The sequence below is a fragment of the Streptomyces sp. NPDC000983 genome (assembly GCF_040299205.1).
In the GTDB taxonomy this organism is placed as follows: Bacteria; Actinomycetota; Actinomycetes; order Streptomycetales; family Streptomycetaceae; genus Streptomyces.
Window position 1 is genome coordinate 1 of record NZ_JBEPBM010000063.1, and the last position, 24,914, is coordinate 24,914.

A 24,914-nucleotide genomic window follows, 5' to 3' on the forward strand; every position below is an offset into this window, starting at 1 on the left:
GATCGGGAAGACGTAGCTGAAGTTGCCGAAGCCCTTCTTGAGGGCAAGCTCCCGTACGGCGGCGTACGAACCCGCGAAGCCGATGCCGGCGATGAGGAGGGTTGCGGACGCGATGACGGCGACGAGGGCCCGGTGCGCGCGGGGCGGTGTCTGTCCGGTGCTGGGGCGGGTGTCGTCCTGGGCGGGTGTGGGGCGTCGGGTCATGGGTTGCTGGCGGTGTGTTGGAGGAGGCGGGCGATGAGGTCTTCGGTTTCGTCTTCCAGGGGGCAGTTCAGTGTCTGGTTGACGTGTTGGAGGCGGGTGAGGGCTGTGTGCAGGCCTGACCGGTTGCCTGCCTGGGCTTCGATGCGCATCCAGTCGCGGTAGAGGACCTCGGCGGTGTCGTCGGTTTCGAGTGCCGTGGCGATGGCCTGACGGGCGGTGGTGAGGTTGTGGTGGGGTCCGGGGGGTGTGCGGTGGGTGGCGATGGCGTGGGCGACCGCGGTGATCTGGGTGATCATTTCTTGTTGGTGGGTTTCCGCCCACGGCAGGGCACGGGCGCCGAAGGGGCGGCCGCGGACGAGAGCGAGCGCCCGTTCGAGGTCGTTTAGTCCGTCCGGGCCCAGAGGCAGGGCTCGGTCGGTGAGGTGGCGGAACTGGTTCCAGTCGCATCGGATGGCGGCGGACAACCGGTACGGGTCGTCGGCGTGGTTGCGGCGGGGGACGTAGGGATTGCCGGCGCTGTCGTCGCCGAGGGCGCGGCGCAGGCCTTGGAGGCGGGCGTTGAGGGTGCGTTTGGACCAAGGGCTGTCGGGGTCCATGTCGGTGCAGAGGGTGTCGGCGTTGCGGCCCGGGCGGAAGTAGAGCAGTGCGGCGAGCTGGGCCTGGCGCGGTCCGTGTCCGGTTGCGGCGACGCGGTCCATTTCCACCGGTCCGAGCACGCGGAGCTCTGGGGCGTGAGGGTCTGGGGCTGCCTCGTCCTGGCCGGCGCCGCGGGACCGGGCCCTGTCAGGGCGGCGTTTGCCGTGCAGTGAGGTCGATATGGAGGCAGCCGAGGAGGGTAGCCCCGACCGGATGGCCGCCTCGGGGCTTGATCGGGGTGGGTGGCCCGGCGCGGGCTCGGATTGGGCCGTCGGTGGGTGCGGGCGCGACCGAGGGTGGCAATCGGCGGGCTGGCCTTGTGGAGTGAGTGCGGCGGATGCGGCGAGCAGGGCCGGGAAAGCGGAATCGTCCTGCGCGGGTGTGTCGTCTGGGAGTGCCTGGCGGTCAGGGGCGAGGTGCGCATGGTGAGGCCCTTGAGCCGGAGTGTTCTGCCCCTGCACGTCCTGCAGCTCCTCTGGCCGTGCAACCGGTTGTCCGGCTGCGGGCCTGCTGGCCGGTGCGGGTTGGGGTTCGAAGGGTGTGGGGCTGGCTGTTGCTGCGGATGCGCCGGGCTGTGGTGTGTCGGTGAGGGCTTGGATGATCTTTTGGCGGTCGGTGGGCGTTACACGCTGAAGGGCGATGGCGGTGCCGGTGCCGGGGATGTGCTGGCGTTTGTGGGTGGAGGCGTTGAGGCGGGGAGCGCCCGGGAAGTGCTCGACGGTGACGGGTGCGGGAGCGATGAGGGTGGTGTGGGCGCGGTGGGTGGCGTGCAGGGCGTGGGCGAGCTGTTGTGCGCTGTCCGGGTTGAGAGTGGGTGCCAGCAGCAGCAGGTGGGGCTGGGGAAGTTCTGGGGGCTGCTGGTGAATGTCGAGCAGCCGCTGGCTGAGTTCACGTAATGCCTCGCCGGCGTGGGGCAGATGAGTGATCGCATGGTGGGGAAGAGCCTCGGGGAGGTCGTCGCCGAAGGCGACGGCCCAGACTTCCGTGTCGCCTGCCCAGGGGCTCAGGGCCGCTTCCAGGGCGAGGGAGGTGCACACCTCGGTGATGTGGTCAGGGCTCCCCTCGAGGAGCAGAGCGGGTAGGTGCGCCAGGTTGAGCAGGAGCAGGGCTCCGTCTGCCGCGGTGCCCAGAGAGACAAGGCCGGGGAACGGCGCCGTCCCTGCGGGCACGTCCTCCTCGTCACCGAGCGGATCGGCGGTCTCGGGCAGTGTCCACCAGCCGGCCTCGGACGTGGTGAAGGGGGATTCGGGTGGCAGACCGCGGTCGTGGGGGAGGACTTGGATCGTGCCGCCCGTCAGGCGTGCCGCCTGCACTTCAGGAGGCGCTTGTCCCTGCTCCTGAGCTGTGTGGGTGAGGATGCGCAGCGCCACGTCGAGCCGGGCCATTCCCGCCGTCTCAGGTATGGCCGCGTGCAGTCGGCGTTGTCCACGGGCCCATCGGCGAGGTGAGCTGGACGGCCGGGGACGGCGGCCGCGTCGGCGTAGTGCGAGCAGGGCGGTGGCCAGGGCGGCCAGCAGCGCACCGGCGCCGAGGATGCTGCGCCACGCCCGGTTGCTTGAGACCGGTTCGGGGACAGCGGCTGTCGTGGTGGGCGAGGCGTGCGGCTGGGCTTCCCGGGAGGGGGAGGTGTCCGGGCGGGCTTCTGGTGCAGGGGCAGGGGAAGCGCTGACGGTCGGTGCCGCCGAGGTGGTGCTTTCCTCGTGTCCGGGCCTTCCGGTGGCTGCACTGGATTCCGGTGGGGGAGCTGCGGAGCCGCTTTCCTGCGCGGGTTGGTCTTCGATGAGTTGAGTGATTGCGTGCAGGGTGAGGTCGAGGTCGAGGATTTTCGGGGCGGCCAGTGCGGCCCCGTCGGTGAGGGCGAGTGCGGGGGCGTCCCGGTCGACGCTGCTGCTGGCTGCTGCATCTGCGCTGTTCGTGGCAGCGGGGGTGGGGGTTGCGAGGGCGGGGGTGTGAGGTCCGAGGGCCAGGGCCAAAGCGGCGCCCACAACCGCTGTGGTGGTTGGTGTGCGGCGTGGGCGGGTCTGCCGGGGGCGGGCGGGGACCGTGCCGCCGTTCATCGGGGGAGGGGGAGCGTGGCGGATTCGAACTGCGGGAGGTAGAAGTCGACCTGCCGCGTGCTGGCGGGCGGTGCCGGGAACTGCATGAACACGGGCACGCTCTCTGCCGGTTTGAGCGAGTTCAGTCCGGTCGTGGTCAGTGGTCGTCCTTCGGTGTCGCGCAGCACGTAGTAGCGCTTTCTGCCGCGGAAGTCCACGAGTGAGGCACCGCCCAGCGACTGGCCGTTCTTGACGATCTCCCGTTCGTTGCCGCGCAGCGCGGCCGGTACCACGGCGGTGCCCTTTCCGGTGTTCTTCAGGGTGCCGCGCAGGGTGAGGAAGCCGCCCTCGGGCTGTTCGGCGGAGGTGATGGTCAGCACGAGGCTGTCCTGCCCGTGCAGCTGAGCCAGAGCTTTGGGCGGTGTGGTCTGTTGGGTGGTGGGGGCCGGGGTGTGTGAGGACACGGCGTGCGAGGCGCCTTGCGTGTGGAGGCCCTGGGTGCAGGCGGCGGCGCCAGCGAGCACAAGGGCGGCGATGACAACTGCCGCTGTGCGGGCCCGGGAGGAGTTTTCCGGCTCGCTGCTGCCGTGCCGTGTGCGTCGGCCGCTGGGGGCGTGGTGTCCCGGGGAGTCGGGATGGGGTGAGGTGGGCCGGGGAAAGCGCATGGTTATCGGTCCTGCCGGGGGCGGGGCCAGACGGTGATGACGTCGCCGTCGAGGGTGACGTGGCGTTGAGGGAACCGGCGGCGCACCAGGTTGAGGTCGTCGCTGTCGAATTCTCCGGCCGCGTGCACGACCAGGGCGTCCCCGACGTGCGATACCTGCAGCGTTCCGGTCGGCCACAATGTCTCGTGTAATGCATTGTTACTGCGAACTAATCGGGCATCGGAAGTCATCTTCATCCCCCAAGTTGGCTTCTATAGCGTGCTTTTGCTGCTGTAGCGGCTGGCACAAAATCAAACTAATGGTTCGCGTGAGCAAAGTTCAAGAGGTTCCCGGAAGTGATTCGCTGCGCCGGACGAGCCTGGAGGGCCGCACGGTGGCAAGCCCACCGCCCAGTCCGCACCTGGCATCCCCGGATGCGGCGAGCCGAGTTGAAAACCCGCCGGTGAAGACGCTCCTGGACACACGCGGCCGAACGGGCGAGGGAGGTGACAGGAGCGCAGCGCGGACAGTGACGCCTGGCCTGCGGCAGAAAGCCCTCGGCAGCCTGCGGGCGGCAGTGGCACGGTGCCGGCGGGCACGGCCCGCAGCTGATGCGGGGAGCGTGCGAGGAGAGGGCGAGTGCGGTGGAAACGCCGCTGATCCGCAAGTGCCGGTCATCGTCATTGGTAGTCCCCGTTCTTGTGCAGATGGGCGGCGGGGTGGGTGCTGGTGTGTTCGGTGAGGAAGGCCAGGACGCGGCCGGTCTGCAGGGCCGCGCGGGTGGCGAGTTGAGTGAGAGGGGCGGCGCCCGCGGTGGCCCGTGCCGCCACTTCCAGTGCCCGGCTGTGGCCGGGGCGGGCGAAGCCGGCGAACACCTCGTCGAGGTGAGGGCCGGTGATCCGGACAGGACCTACCCGGCTCCCGGCGACGGTCAGCGACATGTAGTGCTCAAACCGGTCCAGTGCAGCGACGACGCCCGGGCTGGGGGCGTCGCCCCATTCGGCGGTGACGGGAGCGATCGCGGACCGTGAGCCGGCGGTGGTGGCGAGAGTGGACGCGTTCTGCACCAGGGACAGGCGCACGGGTTGGGGGAGGCGGGCAAGGAGTTGGGTCATGCCATGGACGTGGACCCTGTACTTACGGAAGTCCTCGAACATGGCAGCGATCGTCTCCGGGGCCGCGCCGGTCAGGGTGATCAGTTCGTCGAAGTACGGGCGGAACGGCACCCGCTGGGCTTCGGGGGTGTCGCGGCGTGAGCGGACGGCGCGTAGCAGGTCCCGCGCCAACAGCGCTGTGATGAGCCGGTCGGTGGGGCCGTTCCCGCCCGGGCACACCCACACGATCATCTGTGTGTCCATGGCGGCGCGGATGTTGTAGATGCCGGCCGGCTGCCCGAGGAATGCGCGGGTGACGGGGTTGGCGGCCAGGCGTGCGATGGGGTTGAGGACGACGGCGAACGCGTCGGTGGGCAGGGTGGGGAACACGGTCCGCCACCACGAGCGGGTCTCCTCGTCCAGGCGGTCGGCCACTGCGGTGAGCGCCGCCTGCCGGAACACCGCATCCGTGAGCAGCGGCCGCACCTGGAAGACGGTGGCCTGGTCCTCGGGCCGTTCGGTCCGGCAGGCGGCCGCGTTGACGGCCACGAGTACGGTCAGGGCGGCCATGAGGATGGTGATCGCGCGAGGAGCGGTGGCGTCGTCCCAGCCCAGCACGCTCGCGTAGGCGTCGGTGGTTGCTTCGACGACCTCGTGCGCCGTCTGGCCCTGGTGCATCCCGATCGGGTTCCAGGAGCTCACCTGCGCGGCAGGCCCGCTGGCGTTGAGGTCGATCAGGGCGATCCGCTCCATCAGGTGGTCGTGGGCGAGGAACGGCAGGGCACGCGACCATGAGTCACGGTGCGGGTCGACGAACATCAGCCCTCCGCCGGCATGAGCCCAGCCGATCGCCTGCGCCAGGGCCCGTTCGGTCTTCCCGCCGCCCGCCTTGCCGACCCCGACCTCGAACAGCGTCTCCTCAGCAAAGGTGGCGACCAGGCGCCGACGACCGTCGGGGCCGCGGTAGATCCCCTGCAACAGCAGCTGCGGATCCCCGTGCCGGAAGGTGGGCAGGTCACCGGGGAGTAAAGGCAGACGGCAGTGCACCGTGGGCGGCTTGAGCAGCCCCGTCAGCTCGTCCAGCCGCACCCAGTTCGGGCGGGGCGGCTGACACTGGCCCAATCTCCAACGCCGCTCGAAGCCGCGCCGGCTGGGCCAGCGGTCCGCCCCGAACCGCCAGGGGCCCACCCTCCACCCCCGCATCGCCCAGCGTGAGACACCGCCGAACACATCGAAAGCAGCCTGGAGTTGCGCCAGCCGGGCCTCGGCACGGCCCTTGGTGTTGGAGGCGCACATCACCAGCAGCTGCACCCGCACCAAGTGGTCGTCCTCGGCGAGCTTGCCCAGCGCATCGGCGGGCTCCACCCGGCGCGGTACGGGCGGCATGACCAGCCGCCGCCCACCCCCGCCCTGCCTGCCGGCGGCCAGCTGCCGCACCTGCCCGATCACCGAGTCCTCGATCCCCCCAGCGTCCTGCCGCACCCACCGGGCGGCCCGCTGCACTTCACGCCGCTCGACGCGACGGGCATCGCTCAGCAGCTGCACACGCCTTGCCCGCAGGGCCCACTTGGGGGCGCGCTGGATGTCGAGCCGGATCTCAGCGAGGTCCCCCAGCTCGGCACGCAGGTCAGAGACCGCGTCGATGAGCGGCTGCAGCGGGTCCGGGTCGAGGGGAACGTCACGCAGGGGTGCGGTCGGCCGGCCGCGCAGGATGAACTCCGCCCGCACGGTGTGCGTTCGGGGCTTGTCGCTGAGTGGTCGGCCGCGGGTGACGGTGACGGCCGGACCGAACGGCGTAATCGACAGCAGGCGTTCGCCGCCGGCCGGGCCTTCGATGCGGTAGCGCAACGGGCTGGACCCGTCAGCCCGCAGTCTGATCTGCACCGCCTTCGACCGGCGCGGCGCCCACCACGGCATGCTTGTTGAGGCGCGGGCGAGCTGGACACCGCGGCGGAAGATCTCCTCCAGCCCGGGGTCGAAGTGCCGGGCGGGGACGAGCTCCAGCGCCATCCGCTCGGCCGAAGCCTTCCGGGCCAGATGGCGCACCAGTCCTTCACCCGCGGCGCAGGCCGCCGCAGCAGGCAGGGCCACCAGCCACCACAAGGACAGCAGCCAGCCTGCGGTGTGCACGATGCCCGAGACAAGACTGAGCCCCTCGCCGGACGCCACAACGGCTTCTGGCACGCGGGCTTGGCTGGTCAGGTACGGGGCTGCGGAGTCCACGTCGCTGCTCCCTTCTCGATGGTGCGGGTGAAGTGCCAGTCGGTGATGCGTAGATCGGTGTAGGTCCCGCCGCGGTCCATACCGGCCCACACCAGATGGACCACTGCCTTGTCCGGGCTGCCGCCCCGGCGGGCGACCGCGGCCTGGATGCGGAAGCGGGCGGTGGCGAACGCCGGGGCCACCGCCTGGCCCGTGTCGGGAAAGACCTCGGGCCACTTCGCACGGCCGATTCCGGTGGCGTCCGCACGCAGCAGCGCGCGACCGGCGGCGAGCAACTTCCGCTCCTCGTGGGAGGGAAGGTCGGCGGGCCAGGCGGCCTCCAGGTTCCGCTGGAGGGCCGCGTCGCCGGCCACGCCCTCGCCGGGCGGCGGCAGAGCGGACTCGACAGCCGGCGGGGGAGGTGCGACGCGAGTCGTGGAAGGACCTGCGCGAGTCGCCGACTGGCCGGCCGGCGACGCGGTGGCTGTTGACGATGGGCCCCGAGGCGGTGCATACGCCGTCGACGGCTCCGAGGGCTCCTGGCCGGCTGGCACACCGAGCAGGGCGGCCCCGGTGACCGCGAGGATGACGGTGCTCAGCAACAGCAGGCGCGGTGAACGCGGGGCGGTGGTCACAGCAGCCGCGCTCCCCCCGCAAAACCCGGCATCGCGTTGACCGGGTCCACGCGCACCACGGCCCCCGGCCGGGGAGCATTGACGATCTTGCCGCTCCCCACATAGATCCCGACGTGGTAGATCGTGGAATCGCGTCCGGGAGCAGTGGCGTAGAAGACGAGATCACCCGCCTTGAGGGCGCTCGTGCCGAGGCCAGCCGGGATCCGCCGGCCGGCACCGGCCTGGGCGGACGCCACGCGCGGCAGGCTGACGCCGGCCTTCGCGTACGCGTACTGAGTCAGCCCGGAGCAGTCGAAGCCCTTGATGCCGGCGCCGCTTTTCCCGTTGGGGGAGCAGCAGATGCCGTAGGAGGTGCCGCTCGCGTTGCCGCCGCCCCAGGAGTAGGGGACACCGCGCTGGGAGAGGGCGGCCTCGATGACGGTGCGGACCTTGCCCGTGACGTTCTTCAGGTCTGGGTCCTTGGCGGCCGCGGTGTACTGGTCGATCCATCCGAGCACGTTGGTGACGTAGGCCTGCGAGTGGTTGTACTGGAAGATGGCGGCCTCTAACTGCGATCGTTTCGTCAGGTCGCGGTCGTTGCCGCACAGGTAGATGGCGGCGCCGAGGGCTGCGTCGTCGGCGTTGTGCGGGTCGGCCGTCTTGTCGCCGCCCGCGTCCTTGCCGACGCTTTCCCAGGTGGAGGGCAGGAACTGGAAGGGTCCGACCGCGCGCTCACCGCGCGCAGTGCCGTCCCAGCGGCCGTTGTCGGTGTCGGGGAAGACGGTGGTGTTCCCACCGGCCCCGGAGCCGTTGAGGAGCACTCCGTAGATCTTCGGGCGGATGTCGCCGCCTGCGGTGATGCTGCGACCGACAGCATGGTTGGACTCGACCTTCGCGATGCCGGCGAGGACCGGCCAGCGTATGCCCCGACACCTCGGCACATACGTCCCGGCCTGCTGCACGGCCTTCTTGTACGCGGCCAGCATGCGGGGCGGGATGTCCGCGGCACTGCCGTCCTCGGCGAGCCCACTGTCGTCCTGAGCGCCTGCCCTGAGTGCGACGTAGGCGCTGATGGCGCCAGAGACAGGAGCCGCGCAGCACACGGCCGCGAGCATCAGCAGCGCCACCATGCACCCCCACCGTGCTGTCCGGTGCCGGGACGGCCTCATGCGTCCTCACCGTCCTCGGCTGCCCATCGGGCCCGCAGCTCGCGCAGCGCTTCCGCCTGCCGCATCGCCTCCCTGATACGGGCCTGATTGCCGGTGTCGGCGGAATCGCCCGTGTCGGCGTCGCCGGATCGCCCCGGACGGGTCGGCCTGCCCCGTCCGGACCGGGACTGCGGCGCAGGGCCGTCCGGGCGCGCCAGTGGTGCTGCGGGCGGGGGTGCTGCGGGACCGTTCGACGCAGCAGGCCGTGCGGGGGCTGCGGCCGGGCGGCCCGACGGCCGACCGGAGGATGAGGGGCGCGTGGGCGTTGCCTGGCGTGGGGCCGGGGCCGCAGTGGTTGCGGCCGGCAGGCGGCGGCTGGTGAACGGGCCGCTTCCGCTGCTGTCATCGGTGTGCTCGCGGATGACATGGGCCAGCCGGCCGCCCGTGCTGGCCCAGGATCGGCTGTCCTCGCGCAGCGTGTTGCCCCACACCCGCACCTGCTGACGGGCGTCCTGGGCGTAGCGCGAGCCGGCAGCCTGGGCACTGCGGACGTTTCCCGGCAGGCCGACCGTCGCTCCGTACGCGGTCCGGCCCCCGCGATTGAGGATGCGGTACCCGCGGAAGCGGACCAGCCGGTTGTGGGCGCGGGTGGACAGCAGAGTTCGGTCGCTGTGCTGGTCGTGCAGCACCTGCCCGGAGTGACGGTCGACGATCTGACCCTGTTCGTTGCGGTAGCGGTCGGGAGGGCCGCCAGGCCGAAGCGGGTCCGAGCCGCTTGACCCGCCGCCCCATGGGCCGCCACCCGGGCCCGCCGAGCCGCCGTCCGCATCACTGTCGGCACCAGGCTTACGCCACTTGGCCAGCTGCTCCCGGTCGGGGCGCCGGCCGATGAGCAGCCAGTGGCCGCCCTTCGCACCGAGCCGTACGCCGAGCCCGCCCACGGCAGCGGCCGCGGTGAGCGGGGCGAGTCCGCGCCCCGCCTCCGCTGTGGCGTCGCCCAGCACGCGGCCGGTGTCGACGGGCATGCCTGCGCCGTCGGTGAAGGAACCCAGTGCGCGCATCAGCCGCTGGCGGGTGCCCAGCAGCCCGAACCGGCCGCCGCTCCCGCTGCCGGTGAAGGCCCGAAGGCTTCCTCCGTAGCCGCCCATGGCCGCGGGGGAGTTCATGGCGAGCGCGGCGCCGAGTTCGGAGGTGTCGCCGGGCAGGTGGGTACCGCCGACCTTGGCGTAGCGCATGCGCATCGCCATACGCCGGCCGAAGGAGGCGATGCCGGTCAGAAGCCTGCGCTGCCCGGCCGCGCCGGCGACGGCGAGGACGTCGATGAGCAGGATCCGCTCGACCATCAGGTCGGGGCCGTCGGTGATGGTGGCGTCCACGGCGATCCCGAAGAACGGGATGAACGTGCAGATCCCGACAACAGCCAGGATGGAAATACCCCAGATCGACAGCCACTTCCACACAGCCTGGCGGGCGGGCCCGGGCAGCATGCCGGCGACGAAGGTGACACCGGCCGCGGCCGCGGCGGCCGCGCAGATGCCCTGGGTGCCCAGTAGGACGATCGTGGCGGACAGCAGCATGCCGCAGATGAACAGCGCGGCGACGAGCAGCAGGGCCGCGCCGCCGACCCGCCACCAGGTCGGCTTCTCGGCGTAGGCGGCACATGCTTTGCCGACGTCGCCGGCCTTCTCCATGTCTTCGAGGAAGGAAGAGAACTCGCGGTCTTCATCGGTGATGATCGCGTTGGGCGCGTCCAGGAGTTCACCGCCCGGCGTCAGCGACGGCAGCCCGCCTTGTCCGGTGTCCTCGGCGTCGCCCAGGCAGTACTCCTTGGCCGGACCCTTCAGCAAACTGCAGGCGCCTTCGTCGTCCGCTGTCGTCCTGTCCGCGTCGTAGCCGCCGGTGACCCATTTCAGGTGGACGGCGTAGGCCTTGCGGTCGGATGTTTTGGCGGGGTCGAGGATGCGCCCGTACTGCAGCAGCATGTACGGCTTCACGATCAGCGCGTTGGTGATCGAGTCCTGGAGGGGGCGGGCCACCTCGGCGGCGGACACCGGCTGGCTGTCTTCACGTTCCAGACAGGCGATCTCCTGCGGGCCGTCCATGTCGGAGCACGGGCCGAGCGTGGCGAGTTTGCCGCCCCAGTCGTAGGAGTTGACACTCTGCTGGGCGACCTCGGCGCCCACCTGCTGAGCCTGTCCCAGAGGTCCGTCGGTACCGAGGAGGGTGTCCGGGCGGATGAGGGCGGAGGCGGCGACGGCCCCGATCAGCAGGGTCAGGAACATCTCGCCCAGGCCGCGCCCGATGCGCCCGCTCACGATCATGAACCCGGTGAAGACGAACGCCCAGGCCAAAAGCAGGCCCTTCAGCCCGAGGGTGTCGACGACGACGGTGTCGTAGGCGTCGGCGACCTTCTGAGCCGGAGCGGTCAGGAGCGCCAGCAGGGGGAACCGGAAGGCGAGTTCGACCGCCCATCCGGCCAGACCGACCAGCAGCCGGATCAGCGTGAACAGCCCGGACAGTGCGAAGGCCAGTGCCTGCGTTTTGAAGGCGACGATGGAGCCGCCCTGGGCGTTGAGCTCGTAGCCGTTGATCGGCACCCCCTCGGAGGAGGTGATGTTCAGCGGCGCGAGGAGGTCCCCGGTCTCGCCGGTGCTGTCGGCTGCGTAGACGACCTGGCTGTTGACCAAGACGAACACAGCCGTGAGCAGCACGACGAACCCGGCCGAACGCAAGGCGGCGCGGTCTGGAGGGAACATTCAGCGCCGCCCTTGCCCGACAGCACCCCGGTGGCCCCACATTGCTAGGGCGGCCACAGCGGCACCGGCCGGCACGAGCCGCCACCAAGGTCCGGTCCCACCCTCCTGCCAGGTGGCAGCCTTTGCCGTGGCGCCGCGCTCGCAGTAGTCCTTGCCCCAACCCACGATCAGCGCGCACGGCTCCCCGGTCGTGGGCTGGGCATCTGCTGCGAAGGCATGACCGGTGTGCGGCCACCACCTCTGCGGCACACTCGCCCCAGCGCCCAGAACGAGCATGCCGACCGTGACAGCGATGACGGTGAGGACACTCGCGGCGGCGTCCTGGCGGCAGGAGTGGTCCCAGATCGAAGAGGTCATCGGGCAATTTCCTTTGAGCGGGGCCTGGCGGCCTCACCGGCGAGTGGTCCACCCGCGGGTGGCGAGGCAGCGCTCGTGCGACGTCCCGGTGTGGTGGTGATGGACGTGGTGATGCGCGGGATGCGAGGGATGGAGACCTTGACCCGGCCGGTGTTCTGTCGCGGGCAGGTCAGCAGGAACTCGCCCTCGCGGCCCGTGCGGCCGACCGGGGAAAGACCGGTAGTCACCAGCCGCAGCAGCTCGCTGTCGTGAGGGTCGAGGCCGATGAACTCCAGGCCGCGGCGGGCGCGCTCGCGGTCCGTGGTGCGGGCCAGCGCCCGGTAGGCCATCAAACCCCGGTCGGGGCCGAGTTCTTCGGCGTCGTGCGAGCCCGCCAGCAGGCCGGCTCCGTGCTTGCGGCCGTCGTGGAGGATCTCGTGGACCAGGGCGGTGCCCTCGGCGGAGGAGGTGAGCCAGTACAGCTCGTCCAGAACGACCGCGGTGAACCGCGCAGGGTCTTCGAAGGCGGTCTGGCGGGCGATCGCGGCAATCAGGTAGAGCACGGCCCGCCCGATCAGCGCCTCCAGCGGCTGCTGATTGAGGATCTCAGGGTTGCTGAACGCTGCCTTCGGGGGCAGCTTCAGGCCCGTGGTGGTGATCACGATCATGTCTGAGGTGCTGGAGGCGTCCAGCCGCACCGGCGGCAGCGCCGGGTCGAAGACCATCCGTGCCAGCGAGTGGGTGGCCACCACGCGGATGAGACCGGCGAGAGTGGCTGCCGCATCCTGGCGTCGGCCCGCCTCGCGCGCGGCCATCTCCTCGAGGACCTCCAGCACGCGGTGCATGGAGGGTGCGTCGCTGAGGGCGGCCTGTTCCACGGCATGGTGGAGGACCTCGCCGTTGGTGCTCATCGGTCCGATGCCGAGCTGGAGGGTGAGGTAGGACAGGGCGTAATGCCGTCCCTCGGGCCCTTCGATCATGCGCAGCGGGTCGATGGACGCCTCGGCCTGTGCGGCGTCGATGATCTGGACGCGGTCCTCGGCCGCGGCGCGTGCGAAAGTCGCCCACTCGCGGACGGGAGTGCGGTCGATACAGATGGCGCAGCCGCCTCGCGCCCACACTGCTTCCGCGATCAGCTTCTGCAAAACGCTCTTACCTGCGCCGAGGTCCCCGACGATCCCCATGGACGCGGACGCATCCACTTTGGGCGCATCAGCCACATTGATCATCACGGGGCGGGTGGTGCCGCTGTCGAGGTCGATGCCGAGGAACATGCCGTTGGGGTCGCCGACCTCCGCTGAGGTGAAGGCCCCTCCCAGTGCCCAGTCCTCGCTGATCTGGTGCTGGGTGAACTCCCGCACCACGCCTGGCCGTACGGTGCCGGGCAGGCCCAGGGTGAAGAGTGCTTCTTGCAGGCCGGCGGGGCGTACGGCCCGGTAGTCGGCGCCGCCGAGCAGCGCGGCCAGGGCGCGGGCCCGGGCGTCGCAGACGGCGGCGGTCGGGCCCCACACCGTCAGCACCGTCACCGACTGCACCTCGACCTCGACCGACGTGCGGGAGAGGCGGGCATCAAGCTCGCCCAGGTCGCGAGCTGCCTCGGTCAGAGAGGCAGGCATGCCGGTGGGGCGGGCGTCGTACTGGTCGGCCTGGTCGATGAGTTCGTTCTTCTTGCGCCGCACCTGCTCGCGTGCCTTCTCCGCCGTCACGAGGGTGAGGTCGACGGTGTAGTCGACGGGGAAGTCGAGCAGCTCCAGCTGCGCGAAGAGGTCGGCAGAGTTCTGGCTGACGGCGGGCGGGCACTCTGCCAGCGCCAGATGCGCCTGGTAACCGACACCTGCCTCAGACTCGACCTGCAGCCAGCGTCGCATCAGCGGCGAGCTCATGTTCACCCGCCACCATGCTTGGCGGTCCGACCGGGTGATGCGGTTTCCGTTCTTGAGCTCGTCGACGTCGTCGAGTTCGGGGTCGATGCCGCCTTCGTGCAGGCGCACCTGGCCGAGGTCGGCGTAGCTGGGGGAGCGCAGCACACCGCCGCGTACCTGCCCGCCGTACATGCCGTTGCTTTCGGCCTCGGCCAGCAGCGGCTCGGCGAGGCCGCGGTGCAGGGCGTGCTGGATCATCCACACGATCTCCGCCGGGCGGGCGGGGCGGAAGGCGATGCCCCCGGCGAGCGCGGCCTCCACCCGTGCGACCTGCTCGCGATACGCGCTCACCTCCCGCAGGGCTACTGGCGTCGGCCGCAGGCCCAGCATCGGTGCGATTCCGGCCCACGCCGCGCCGAGGGACGCCGACATCTGCAGGCCGGCTGTCTCGGTCCGCAGGGGCACGGCGAGCCACAGGGTGCGGCGGTGCATCTCCTGGCCGTCCAGCAGGTCGAGGGTGGCCTCGACGTTCTCCACCCACGGATGCCGGCCCGCACCGGGTGCGTGCTGCTGGGCCGGTTCGATGCCCTCGATCATGCGCAGGGCGATCTCACCCGGGTCGACCTGCGCGCACAGCCCGAACAGGCGCGGTGCCCCAGCCAGCGAGCGCACCAGGTGCGTGACCTTGGCGAGTTGTTCGTCGCGGACTGGGGCGGGCACGTAAGTGCCCTGGACGGTTTCCTCGACCCTGCCCTGTGCGTCCGGGCCCGGGTGCAGGCGGTAGACGGCCCACACGCTGCCCTGGGTCGACCACACCAGGTGCCCGGCGATGTGACGGATCGGAACCTTCACCGCGCGCCCCCTTGCCGGGCGAGCACGAGCAGTTGCTGCACGCTTGAGGCGGGCCTGGCTGCCGCGGGCGTAGTCGTCCGGACGCGGCCGGGTGCGGGGGCGCGACCTGGGGCCGGGACCGGGTGCGGCGCCCGCTGAGCACGCCGCTGCACGGTAGGGGCAGGTATGGCCTGCGCGGTCGGCAACGCAGCCGGTGCGGGCGAGGCCTCGATGGTGAAGCCACCGAGCAGCGGGTGCGCGGCGCGGTCGCGGGCGGGTCGCCCGCCGATCCGCCCACCGCGGGGCTGCCAGGCGAGCAGCGTCCAGCCCAGCGCGGCCTGCACCGGGGTACGCCCCCCAACCTTCGGCCTGCGCACCAACCAGATGAGCAGGACCCATCCGGCGAGGGGGACCGGCCCCATCCACGACCACCAGCTGATCGTCTTGACCAGGAGGAAGCCGCCGCCGACGGCGACCGCGATCTGCACGGGCGTGTAGGGGCCGAGGGGGATCTTCCAGTCCGCGACCTTGCCCAGCACCCAGGGATGGCGGCGGGCAGAGGTGTAAAAGCGCCCCGTCCGGCCGCCCGTGGCAACCGCGCTCACAGCTCGCCTCCGACGTCAACGGAGTGCTTCCCTGCGGCGGGGGCCAAACCGTGCGCGCTGCCGGGAACAGCGGGTGCGCCTGCGCCCTTGGCGGGGTTCTTGACCTCGTCTTCGAACATGTCCGCGAGGTCCTCGCGGGAGTTGTACAGTCCCAGCGCGATGATCATCAGGAGGAGGGCGCCGATGCCCGCCTTGAGGCTGAACTTCTGGATCATGATGATGACGACGAGAACGAGCAGACCGGCCTGCAGACCCTTGGTCGCCCAGTCCTGGAACATGCTGATCCACGAGTCGCCGAGGTCGTCCAGCTGACCGGCGAGCATCACGCTGTTCACCGTGCTCACCGGACACCCCCGGTGCGGGCCGTGCCGGACTCAAGAGCCGAGACCTCCCAGCGGCCCGACCGCGCGGAGAGGGCGAGCTCGTACGCCAGCGGCCATCGTGCGCCGGAGTCCCGGGCTTCTACCTGTGCGAGGACGCGGACCTTCGTGCCGTCGGCCGGCACCAGCTCGGATGCCGCGACCTCTTGGGCGGCGGACACCTGCTGCACCGTGGCCGCCGTATACGGGGCGGGGGAGACGGCAGTGAGGTTCACGCCGGGAGCGAGGTAGCGGTCCACCTCCCCGGCCCCGGTCAGATAGGCAGCGAGGAACTCCCCGACGGCCGCCGACAGATCACCCTCCGGGACGCTCACGCCGTACGACGACCTGGTGCTCTCGGCCCGGCCCGGGCCGGCCACCACAGCGGGCGCGCCGGTCACCGTGAACGAGGCGCCCGCCCGGTCGGCGGCCACCGGCACGGCGTAGTAGCGCACCGATCCGTCGGCGTACTGCGCAGCCACCGTCACGGACCACGCGCCGGACCCACGCTGCGCACTGCGCACCGCTGTCACTGACTCAGGCACCGAGTGCGCATCGCCGGCTGGGTCGGGCAGCCCGACATCGGGGGCCATCGACTGCGCAAGCCGCGCCTGCGCAGCCGATGGATCATCGGTGCTGCTGCGCAGCCACGCACCGACGAACACCTGCGCATAGCCGCCCGGGTCAGCGGTGGCCGCCGCGTTGCGCACGGCGGCGGGCTTGGCCGAGGAGGCCGCCGCGACCGTGGTTGGAGCGGAGGTGACAGCGACAGCCAGGGCGGCGGGGCCGGCTGCGATGAGGGTCCAGAGCGCCATGCGTGAGAGGCGGACGCGGCGGCGCATCGCCTCCAGCCGGGCGCCGGCCGCCATCGGAGCTGCGGCCTCGCTCGGGGAAGCATGCTTGCCAGAGGGCATGGTCAAACTCCCAGGTCAGAAAGGATGTTGCTGACCTTGAGGAAACGCGGCGACCCCGACCCGACCACCAACCACGAACCCCCGACCACGGTCACGATGCGGAGACGAAACCCGTGGTGGGGGTCATGGTCGGCCCCACCATGACCCCCACCACGGGCCGTCCGCCTGCCAGCGACAGGTCATCGCAGCCGACGCACGTGTTTCCAGACCGGAGCGTCCCCGGCGATCACGGGAACCCCGATGCGCCGCAACCCGGACGCCGATACGCAGACGCACGGCGAGGGGGAGGGGCCGCGAGAGGCGACTGCGCAATGCGTCCATATGCCTGCGCAAGACACGATCAGGAATCTCGGGTGACTGCGCAGCCGCCCGGCTCGAGTTGGACTGCGCAGGATCCTCGGTCGCTTGCGCAGCCTGCATTGCGCAACAAGCCTGCCCGGCTGCGCAGTCGGGCTGCGCAACGGCTGAGGGGCCGGGCTGCGGAGATGTGTGGTCGGCCCGACCAGGAAACCGACCACGCCAGCCCAGTGCGCACGTTGCCCGATCGTGACCGGTGGTCGGGGGCTGTGGCTGTCCTCCTGGTCGGGGGCGCCGAGTGAGCTGAGGGGATGGATCTCGCCCCCATCACCCCACACAGCGGCCCAGGCCCCGCTTCTGCGCGTTTGCTCCAAGGCATGGGTGGCTGCGCGCCCATGGCACATGGGGAAGCACGGTGAGCGGTTTCGGGGCGGGGGTCCGTCGTGGGGTGATGGCGGCGGATGAGTTCACGCAGATCGCCAACGGTCTGTTCCGTGACGTCAGGCTTTCTTTCAGGGCGAAGGGGATCTTCGGCTGCATCAGTACGCACCGGGCCGGCTGGCATGTGACGGTCGCCGACCTCGTGCGCGCAGGACCCGATGGCCGCGACGCCGTACGCGGCGGGCTGAGCGAACTGCAGCGGCACGGCTACCTCATCCGCGAGCAACTCCGCCACGGCGACGGGACGCTCGGGGAGATCGTGTACTCGATCACCGACCGCCCCGCACCCGACGTCGCCCCGGATACGGCGGCTGGCTCGGCATGGTTCTCGGTGCCGGCGGGTGAGATGCCATCGGGCTTCGGGGCGGGGATCCGCCGTGGGGTGATGGCGGGCGATCAGTTCACGCAGATCGCCAACGGCCTGTTCCGCGACAGCCGGATCTCCTTCAAGGCCAAGGGGATCTTCGGCTACGTCAGCACCCACCGGGACGGCTGGCGGATGAGCGTCACGGCCCTGGCACGCCGCGGCCGCGACGGCGAGGCGGCCGTCAAAAGCGGCCTCAAGGAGCTGGAGCGGCACGGCTTCCTGCTCCGGGAACGCGAGCGCTGCCCCGACGGCACCCTCGGCGCGGCCGCGTACTTCATCACCGATCTGCCCTGCCTGCAAAACAGCAGGTCGCAACCGATGTCGGGTTTTCCACCAGTGGATAAACCGACGTCGGTTCATCGCCCCCCTAAGAACACCAACAGAAAGAACACCACCCAGCAGAACACCAGACCCCTCCGTCCGTGCCGCAGCGACGCAACGCGAACAACGGGCCGGACGGACCAGCCGGCCACGCCGACGGCGTCCCCGCCGCCTGCGCCCGCGGATGAGATACACCCGGGGATCCAGCTCCTGCTCGAGCTCGGGGCGTCCCGCCCGGAACTGCTGCTGACCGGGCAGGCGCTGACCGACCAGGGCCGCGTCGTGACCGTGATGCTGGAAGCCGGTTGGAACCGCGAGCACCTGTGGCACGTCATCGCCGCCCGGCCCCTGCCACTTCCGGTAAGGACCTCCGTCGGCGCGATCGTCGCCGCCCGGCTGCGCGCCGCCCAGGCCTACCCGCCGCCCTCCACCGCGGCCGACCGCCACGACGCACCCGGCCAGGACGACCTGCCGCAGCCCATCACCCGTTCCGCCGCTGAGCGGAAGGTGAGCGAGGCCCTCACCCACCGGGCCCTGGTCGAATGCGCCGGCTGCGGCGTTCCCGCAACCGCCCCCGGCGAGGACCTCTGCCCGGCCTGCCTCGACTGGCCGCCCTGCCGCACCTGCCACGGCCCAACCCCCCGCCGTGCCCACCCCGACAGCGACGGACGCTGCACACCGTGTGCCACCGCCCTGCGCGATCAATCGGAAGGAAGCATCCTGTGACAGGCACCCGCCCCACACCGTCGCCGACCGCGGCCACACAGCACGAGTGCCCCTTTCCCCATGACCCGCAGCGGTGGGAGAGGGAACGCTCCCACGCCCTGCGGACCGGCCACATCCGCGACCACACGCGTACCGCCGCCCGCGAGCCCGTCCTCATCCACGAACGCACCCGCTGGGGGTGGCTTGCTTGGACCGTCCCGGGCGACGGCAGCACACCCGACACCCCGCACCAGATCGGAATCCTCACCCCCACGGCTACACCCCTGCAACGGCTGGCCCTGCGCTGGCTGACCCGCCGCCCCGCCCGCCGCATCGGACTTGCACCCGGCATCCCCGGCTCCCTGCGCCTTACCGCCGCCGCTGCCGCCTTGCTCAGCCTGGCCGTCGGGCTGCTTGCCATGTCCGAAGGTGTCCCCGCCGAGGTCGCCCTGCCGGCGATTCTCCTCGGGCCGCTGCTCGCCGACTATGTGCCGGACCGCCTGGACGCACGGGCCCGCGCCCACGTCCGCAGCGTTGAAAAGCCCAGGGCATGCCGGTACCTGCAGCGTCTCGCCGTCCTGCATACGTGCCTCATCGAGGCTGCCGCTGGCAGCGACCGCTCCGAACTGCGCCGGTCTGCCGAGATCGGCCAGCTGCTGCTGTGGGACACCGCCGATCTGCTCCGCACCAGCGGCGGCCGGGCGGATTCATGCGAACTCATCGCCCGCGAACGGATGATGCTCCAGCTGGCAGGACGGGTCGCCCACATCCTCCAGGGCGACCACGACCACGACCACGAGCACGACCAGGAGCACGAGCGGACGGCGTGGGGCCACACGGACCAGGTCTCCACTCGTGCCCCAGGTTGCTCAGACCTTCAAGGCCACGGCTGAGCACGGCCCCGCCAGCGCCACCCGGCCCCACGCACTGGCCGCTTCCGGGCCCGTCACCGTTGCGCCCCCGGCCGACACCCCGCCCTGCGACAGCTGCGCCCTCAACGAACCCATACTGCAGAAAGGAATCCCTTCCATGCCCCAGCCCGAACCCGCCTCGGTTGCGCCCGCCTTGGGTAGTTACCTCCTATTCGCGCACGAGCCCTACTACCCGGCCGATGCCCACGAGATCAACACCACCGTGGTGGCCGCGGCCTCTCTGTTGCACCCGCGCGTTCGGCAGCCCGACGGCGCTCGTATCCACGACCTGCTCGTCCGCGGGCGCCGTCCCGGTGAGATTGTTCCGCTGTCCACGCTCACCCACGAACTTGACGGAGGAGCCCGCTGGCCGGAGTTGGGGAACTGGGAGGCCGTCACCGAAGACCTGCTCCAACTGGTTCGTGACCACGACTGCGACGCCCTGAGCCTCGGCCTGCCGGAGATTGCCCGGGCTCTGGTGTGCGCCGGTCCCCGCAGCGAAGTCCAGGCCGTCGACCCCGCATCCGGGACGCGTCGCGTGTACGGGCCTGCCGAACGGCTCGAGGTCCTCGTGGAGGTCGGCCGGCTTCTGGCCCGGGTGGAAGCAGGATCCCCGTTGTGGCCTGGCAGCGGCCTGCCACCCGGCAGTTCAACGGATTCCACTTGAGGCTCCGCCTGTTGGCGCGGTGACCTGAGGGCGCGCGAGGGATGGGAACTACCCCTGCGGGCGTGGGGACGCCTCCGAGGCTGGTCCCGGCACCAGGCTGGATGTCGAACTACCCCCGCAGGCGTCGGGAGGGCGGCAGGCCCCGGGCCGCGTCCTCGGTCTTGCGCGAACTACTCCCGCAGGCTGGCAACACCAAAGCGTTGAGATCGTCGTGCAGACTGCTTGAGTACTCTTCCTGCACGCGCGGGGACGACCGACAGCAACGCTGGTCGAGGCGTCGAAGGCGTCGAGTTCCGCCGTCCTCGGCCGCGCCGACGACGAAAGCACGCCGGTCACACGGAAAGCCGGCCCGCCGGATACCTTCGTGTCCCGGGTCGTGATGATGCCGGATTGCGGATACGAACACGAGGTCCACGCGACGACGGGGTGCGAGGTGTCTGCGGCCGACGAGGTTGAACACCTGGTCAACGCGGTGATCATGTCCAGGCCCGAAGATGACACCGCCTGGGGACTCGCCAGCGGCGGGAACGGGAGGTGTACGTGTTGCCGGAAATGTCATCCCGGTCGACTCTGTGATGAAGGAATCGGGCGTCATTGCGGCGGTTCAGGAGGATGGGCCATGGCTCATGTGCGGAGGAACCAGGAGTTCCTGACCGAGCCGGAGAAGAAGCAGTACAGCCAGGCCATTGTGGCCATGAAGCGGCTGGGACTGTACGACCAATATGTGGTGCAGCATTCCGAGATCGCCTACTACGGTCATGGCGGTCCCAGCTTCCTGCCCTGGCACCGTGAATTTCTCCGGCGGTTCGAGAAGGATCTGTTGTTCGTCGATCCCATGGTCCCCCTGTTGTACTGGGACTGGTCGACCGACCACACGTCGATCTGGAGCGACGCATTCATGGGCGGTAACGGGCGGTCCGGCGATCACAAGGTCACCAGCGGGCCCTTTGCCTTCGACAATGGCGCCTGGCCCTGCCTTACCATCGACATCGCCCAGAATTACCTGACCCGGGAGTTCGGGGTTCACGCCCCAAACCTCCCGACTGCCTCCGACGTGACAGCCTGTCTCGCCGCTACCCCCTACGACACCGCTCCATGGAACACGACGAGCCTCCCGAGCTTCCGGAACGGACTGGAGGGCGGGATCGCCCCGTACATCCACAACCGGGTGCACGAGTGGGTTGGCGGTCACATGCGCCCGCTGAGTTCCCCCAACGACCCGGTGTTCTTCCTGCACCACGCCAATACCGACCGGCTGTGGGCGGAGTGGCAGTACAGTCACCCAGACCTGACGTTCGAGCCGCAGAGCGGGGGTCCGTCAGGGCAGAACGAGGCCGACTCCATGGACCCCTGGGGACCGCCGACCACCATCGCGAGCGTCCTCGACCATCAGGCCCTGGACTACCTCTACGACACGGAGAAGCCCCCTGCCCAAGGCGACCGCATGCTCCCTGGCGACACCCTCACGGCAGGGCAGTTCCTGGTGTCCCACAACGGCAGATACACCTTCTTGTACGGCGAGGACGGAAACCTGGTCCTGTTCGAGACCGCCCGTCCCCAGAAGGTGCTGTGGAGGTCCGGCACCAGTGCCAGGCCAACCGGCGTGTGCATCATGCAGGAGGACGGCAACCTCGTCGTCTACGACCCCGCGGATCGTGTGATCTGGCAATCGGGGACCCCCGGCAACCGCGGCAGCCGCCTGTACCTCCTGGCCAGGGGCGGGATCGGCATCTACCGCCTCAACCAGACGGAGGTCTGGGCCCAGCCGCCCCTGAGCTGACCCCGCATCGGGAACACCCGGCCTGGCTCCGCTCCGAGGGGCCAGGCCCGCCTGTGGGCTGTGGCGTGGCTTGTGCGGCGGGACCTTGCCGAGGCGCATCGTCGAACCAGCCGAAAGGACCGGCAGTGCTCCGGCCCCGTCTTCACCCTCGCGTCCTCGCTCCGCGCGGTCACGTCCGCCGGAGTGTTGTCACGCAGACCCCGCGGGTGTGCAGGAGCGTCCGATCGGGCCTGCTCAGGGCCGGCCGGTGGATGGCCGCGCCGGATCGCGGGCGTCCGTGTGGGGCGGGGGCCGTCCCGGTGTCGGGTGGCTGCGTCAGGTGCGGTTGCGGTGACGGTCCACCGAGGGCTGAGCAGACACGGCGGTGCGGGGCCGTGTGGGTTCCCGCGCAGGTGGCGAGCAGGCCGGCGGTGAGGGCGCCGAGTGGCTGGGCGCCCCAGGAGGCCGGGGAGGGTGTGCAGCAGCACGGCGGAGAGCAGGCAGCTGGCCGCGTCCACGAGGAGCACGCCGAACGGGCCCGTGGCGTGGACGAGGAGGCCACCCAGGGCTTCGGCGAAGTGATGTGGCGTCCGTTTCGTGATCATGTGAGTCCGAGGAGAGCGAGCGGCCTGCTGGCGTCGCGGGCGTTGCGCCGCAGGCTGGCGGCGATGTTGGTGCTCCCTGCGAGGCGAAGGGCGCCGATGGCGAGGTTGCGCCAAGTCGCCATGGCGCGAGGTGCGGTGCCGGTCCGCAGCTGGGAGGCGTCCTCGGCGAACGTCACGTCTGTGACGTGGTGCAGGGCCTCGATCTTCCAGTGGTCACGGATCAAGCTCGCGAGTTCGCTGGGCGTGGCTTGCTCGGCGGTGAGGCCGGTGACCGCGTAGACCGTCTTGATGCTGATCCGCCCGGTCTTGCGGTCCACCCGGCGGCGCTTGAGCTGGACGGCCTGGCGGGCCCCGGGAAAGAGCAGGTTGTTCACCGTGCATACCTTGATCCGGCGGATCTCGCCCCGGCCGTGCCCGGCGTTGCGGGTGCGCGACTGCAGCGGAATTTGCTTCCACGGAAGGGACTTGAGCTGCTTGCGTAGCTTCTTCTGATTGCCCTTCACGATCACGATGTAGTGCGCGCCCCGGCCGAGCAGGTAGTCGGCGTGCTCGCGCTGGGTGTGCATCGCGTCGCTGGTCACGACCACGCCCGCCAGGTCGGCGACGGTTTCCAGCAGCGGCTTGAAACAGGTGATCTCGTTGGTCTTCTCGCCCACGTCCAGCTGGGCCACCACCAGGCCGCGGACGTGATCGCAGGCGGCAAGCAGGTGAATCTTCCGGCCGTCTGCCCTGGCCGCTCCGCGCAGGCTCTTGCCGTCGACCGCCAGTCCGCGCAGCCGGCCGTCGGCGCCGGAACGCCGGTCGGCCAGCCAGCGGCCCACCGCCCGGTCCAACGCGTCGCCGTCGATGCGGCCCAGCAGCCGCCGCATCGTCGTTTCCGCAGGCAGGCACCGCTTTGGGAACACCGGATCGGGCCGTACGCCAAGGCGTTCCAGGACAGCGGGCGGAGCGTCGCCGATCCACTCGCCGACCGCCAGCAGGGAGGTCGCCCCGGCCAGCACCGCGCACGCGGTCAGCGCGAGCACGACGACCAGAGCGTGCCGCACACCGCGCGGATCGCGCGGGTCGGGCACCTCGCCCAATCGCTCCAGCAGGCCCGGGATCTCCTCGGGCACGGCCTCTCGATGCTCGCGGAGTTGGTCAAAGGCGGGCGGGATCAGCGATGATGCGTCGGCAGGCACGGTCTTCCAGTCGGATCACGGGGCGTAGAGAACTCCATGATCTTGGAAGCCGTGCCTGTCACGTTCCGAGAGCGCCGCACAGCTGACAGATAGCCACGAACTGGGCGTCATACGACTACGCCGAAGCCCTGCTCCGGGAACCGCTCGGATTGGGATCGCACCCCCGAGCTACCAGGAGGCCCTGCCTTCATGCGCGTATCGCCGGAAGACCAGCCGTCCAGGAACTTAGTTCGATTCACACGTTCCCAGGTCGGTTGAGATACGGCTTCATAGACAAGCGCGTAGTGCTGGCCACTCGATAAAAAGCGGATCGGCGTGTCAGCGGAGACGCGAACCTGGTCTGCTGCGATGGTGGTAGTGCGGGCCTTCGCCTTCGACGTCGGGGAGTAGTGATGGTGGATCTCGGGTTTGTCGGTCCCAGCCGTCCGGCCAAGGACTACCACTTTCTCGACGTGACCGACGGTGACACCCCGAAGATTGAGATGTCCGTTCGGATGGTGTCCATCGATACCCCGGAAAGCAAGTACGGGGGCAGCGCGACCACCGCGCAAGCCACGCTCGAGCGGACCAAAGCCCGCCTGCTGGACGGTACCTACGATGCGCTGCCGGACGATCTGCGCGGCTACCTCATCGAGCGACTTACGCCGGATGCCGCTGAGCGGCACCTGGAGGCCGGCAAGCGCGCCGCCGAAGAGCACAGCGCCATGGTGACAAAGCGGCTGATGCGGCCGAACGGCTCGCAGCGCAAGATGGCTGTGATCGCCACTGGCGAACTGGTGGAGAGCAACGGCCGACTGCTGGCCTACACCGCCCCGTGGTTCGCCGGTACGCCGTCCGACCCGCTGCCGCCGCACGACGATCCCGACCGGCGCACCTTCAACGTCGACATGGTGGCCCAGGGCTGGGCAGCCACATTCGTCATCTACCCGTCCATTCCGCGCCGCGACGATCTGAACCTGCTGGTGACCGAGGCTGAGGACGCCTGGCAGGAACAGCGTGGCGCCTGGAGGGAATTCGGCCGCGACCTGCTGCTCGGCTATGAGTACCGGGCCTGCATCAAACTCGGCACCCTTGACCTGCAGGATCCCGCCAAGGCGATCAAGGACGCCTACCAGCGCGTGTGCGTGGATCTGCGCACGCCAACGCCGACTGTTGTGGGCCTGTACGGCTACCACGACGTGCCGCCCGCCCAACGACTGTGGATCTGGGAAAGTGACCTGGAGCAGGCCCGTGAGGACCTGCATCTCCCCTGATCCGAGATAGCCACCACAGCATCGGGTGGATCAGGGTTCAAGGAGTATCTCGGTAACCTTCTCGAGTGCCGTTATTGATCAGAAACGGTTCGGGTTCTGGGTCGTTGGAGGGGTGTGAACGATCTGGTGGGGGACGCCCGGCATCTGTCGCCGTCGGCGCAGGAGG

General features: G+C 70.3%; 18 protein-coding genes. 5 read left to right on the top strand and 13 right to left on the bottom strand.

Annotation, left to right across the window (positions count from 1 at the left end; translation table 11 throughout):
* The 12 genes from ABT296_RS36015 to ABT296_RS36070 form a co-directional block, all read right to left on the bottom strand.
* The coding region (locus ABT296_RS36015) for a DUF2637 domain-containing protein (protein ID WP_351933921.1) at positions 1–204 on the bottom strand (204 nt) is incomplete at its 3' end.
* Positions 201–2,225: a hypothetical protein gene (locus ABT296_RS36020; protein ID WP_351933923.1), complete on the bottom strand. Its 2,025-nt coding sequence runs from the start codon at positions 2,223–2,225 to the stop codon at positions 201–203. The genes ABT296_RS36020 and ABT296_RS36015, both read right to left, overlap by 4 nt.
* A gap of 668 nt (positions 2,226–2,893) precedes the next feature.
* Positions 2,894–3,340 (bottom strand): hypothetical protein, encoded by a 447-nt coding sequence (locus ABT296_RS36025; RefSeq protein WP_351933925.1) that lies wholly within the window; start codon positions 3,338–3,340, stop codon positions 2,894–2,896.
* 203 nt (positions 3,341–3,543) lie between these two features.
* Positions 3,544–3,669: a hypothetical protein gene (locus ABT296_RS36030; RefSeq protein WP_351933927.1), complete on the bottom strand. Its 126-nt coding sequence runs from the start codon at positions 3,667–3,669 to the stop codon at positions 3,544–3,546.
* Positions 3,670–4,200: 531 nt separating this feature from the next.
* Complete coding sequence (locus ABT296_RS36035) at positions 4,201–6,837, bottom strand: ATP/GTP-binding protein (protein ID WP_351933929.1); 2,637 nt, start codon at positions 6,835–6,837, stop codon at positions 4,201–4,203.
* Positions 6,813–7,190: a hypothetical protein gene (locus ABT296_RS36040; protein WP_351933931.1), complete on the bottom strand. Its 378-nt coding sequence runs from the start codon at positions 7,188–7,190 to the stop codon at positions 6,813–6,815. Before ABT296_RS36040 ends, ABT296_RS36035 begins: the two co-directional genes overlap by 25 nt.
* Before the next feature lie 257 nt (positions 7,191–7,447).
* Positions 7,448–8,560 (bottom strand): C40 family peptidase, encoded by a 1,113-nt coding sequence (locus ABT296_RS36045; protein WP_351933933.1) that lies wholly within the window; start codon positions 8,558–8,560, stop codon positions 7,448–7,450.
* A gap of 35 nt (positions 8,561–8,595) precedes the next feature.
* Positions 8,596–11,334, bottom strand: coding sequence for a hypothetical protein (locus ABT296_RS36050; RefSeq protein WP_351933935.1), 2,739 nt, complete (start codon positions 11,332–11,334; stop codon positions 8,596–8,598).
* Between the two features lie 353 nt (positions 11,335–11,687).
* Positions 11,688–14,384 (bottom strand): ATP-binding protein, encoded by a 2,697-nt coding sequence (locus ABT296_RS36055; protein ID WP_351933937.1) that lies wholly within the window; start codon positions 14,382–14,384, stop codon positions 11,688–11,690.
* Entirely contained in the window at positions 14,381–14,902 is a 522-nt protein-coding gene (locus ABT296_RS36060; protein ID WP_351933939.1) for a hypothetical protein, read from the bottom strand. The genes ABT296_RS36055 and ABT296_RS36060 overlap by 4 nt, the downstream gene beginning before the upstream one ends.
* 62 nt (positions 14,903–14,964) lie before the next feature.
* Positions 14,965–15,312 (bottom strand): hypothetical protein, encoded by a 348-nt coding sequence (locus ABT296_RS36065; protein ID WP_351933941.1) that lies wholly within the window; start codon positions 15,310–15,312, stop codon positions 14,965–14,967.
* Positions 15,309–16,241: a conjugal transfer protein gene (locus tag ABT296_RS36070; RefSeq protein ID WP_351933943.1), complete on the bottom strand. Its 933-nt coding sequence runs from the start codon at positions 16,239–16,241 to the stop codon at positions 15,309–15,311. The genes ABT296_RS36065 and ABT296_RS36070 overlap by 4 nt, the downstream gene beginning before the upstream one ends.
* 712 nt (positions 16,242–16,953) lie before the next feature.
* Here ABT296_RS36070 and ABT296_RS36075 point away from each other — a divergent pair.
* The 4 genes from ABT296_RS36075 to ABT296_RS36090 all read left to right on the top strand — a co-directional run bounded on the left by ABT296_RS36075 (position 16,954) and on the right by ABT296_RS36090 (position 21,730).
* Positions 16,954–18,393 (top strand): hypothetical protein, encoded by a 1,440-nt coding sequence (locus ABT296_RS36075; RefSeq protein ID WP_351933945.1) that lies wholly within the window; start codon positions 16,954–16,956, stop codon positions 18,391–18,393.
* The gene (locus ABT296_RS36080; protein WP_351933947.1) at positions 18,390–19,265 is read left to right on the top strand and encodes a hypothetical protein; all 876 of its coding nucleotides are present in this window, start codon (positions 18,390–18,392) and stop codon (positions 19,263–19,265) included. The genes ABT296_RS36075 and ABT296_RS36080 overlap by 4 nt, the downstream gene beginning before the upstream one ends.
* 136 nt (positions 19,266–19,401) lie before the next feature.
* Positions 19,402–19,950 (top strand): hypothetical protein, encoded by a 549-nt coding sequence (locus ABT296_RS36085; protein ID WP_351933949.1) that lies wholly within the window; start codon positions 19,402–19,404, stop codon positions 19,948–19,950.
* 619 nt (positions 19,951–20,569) lie between these two features.
* On the top strand, positions 20,570–21,730 hold the full coding sequence (locus tag ABT296_RS36090) for a tyrosinase family protein (RefSeq protein ID WP_351933951.1): 1,161 nt from the start codon (positions 20,570–20,572) through the stop codon (positions 21,728–21,730).
* A 580-nt stretch (positions 21,731–22,310) separates the two neighbouring features.
* On the opposite strand, the gene ABT296_RS36095 is transcribed toward ABT296_RS36090, so the two are convergent.
* On the bottom strand, positions 22,311–23,429 hold the full coding sequence (locus tag ABT296_RS36095; protein ID WP_351933953.1) for an ISAs1 family transposase: 1,119 nt from the start codon (positions 23,427–23,429) through the stop codon (positions 22,311–22,313).
* Between the two features lie 458 nt (positions 23,430–23,887).
* On the opposite strand from ABT296_RS36095, the gene ABT296_RS36100 reads away from it, so the two are divergent.
* A complete protein-coding gene (locus ABT296_RS36100) occupies positions 23,888–24,748 on the top strand; it encodes a hypothetical protein (RefSeq protein ID WP_351933955.1) in 861 nt (286 codons plus the stop codon).
* Positions 24,749–24,914: the final 166 nt, after the last annotated feature.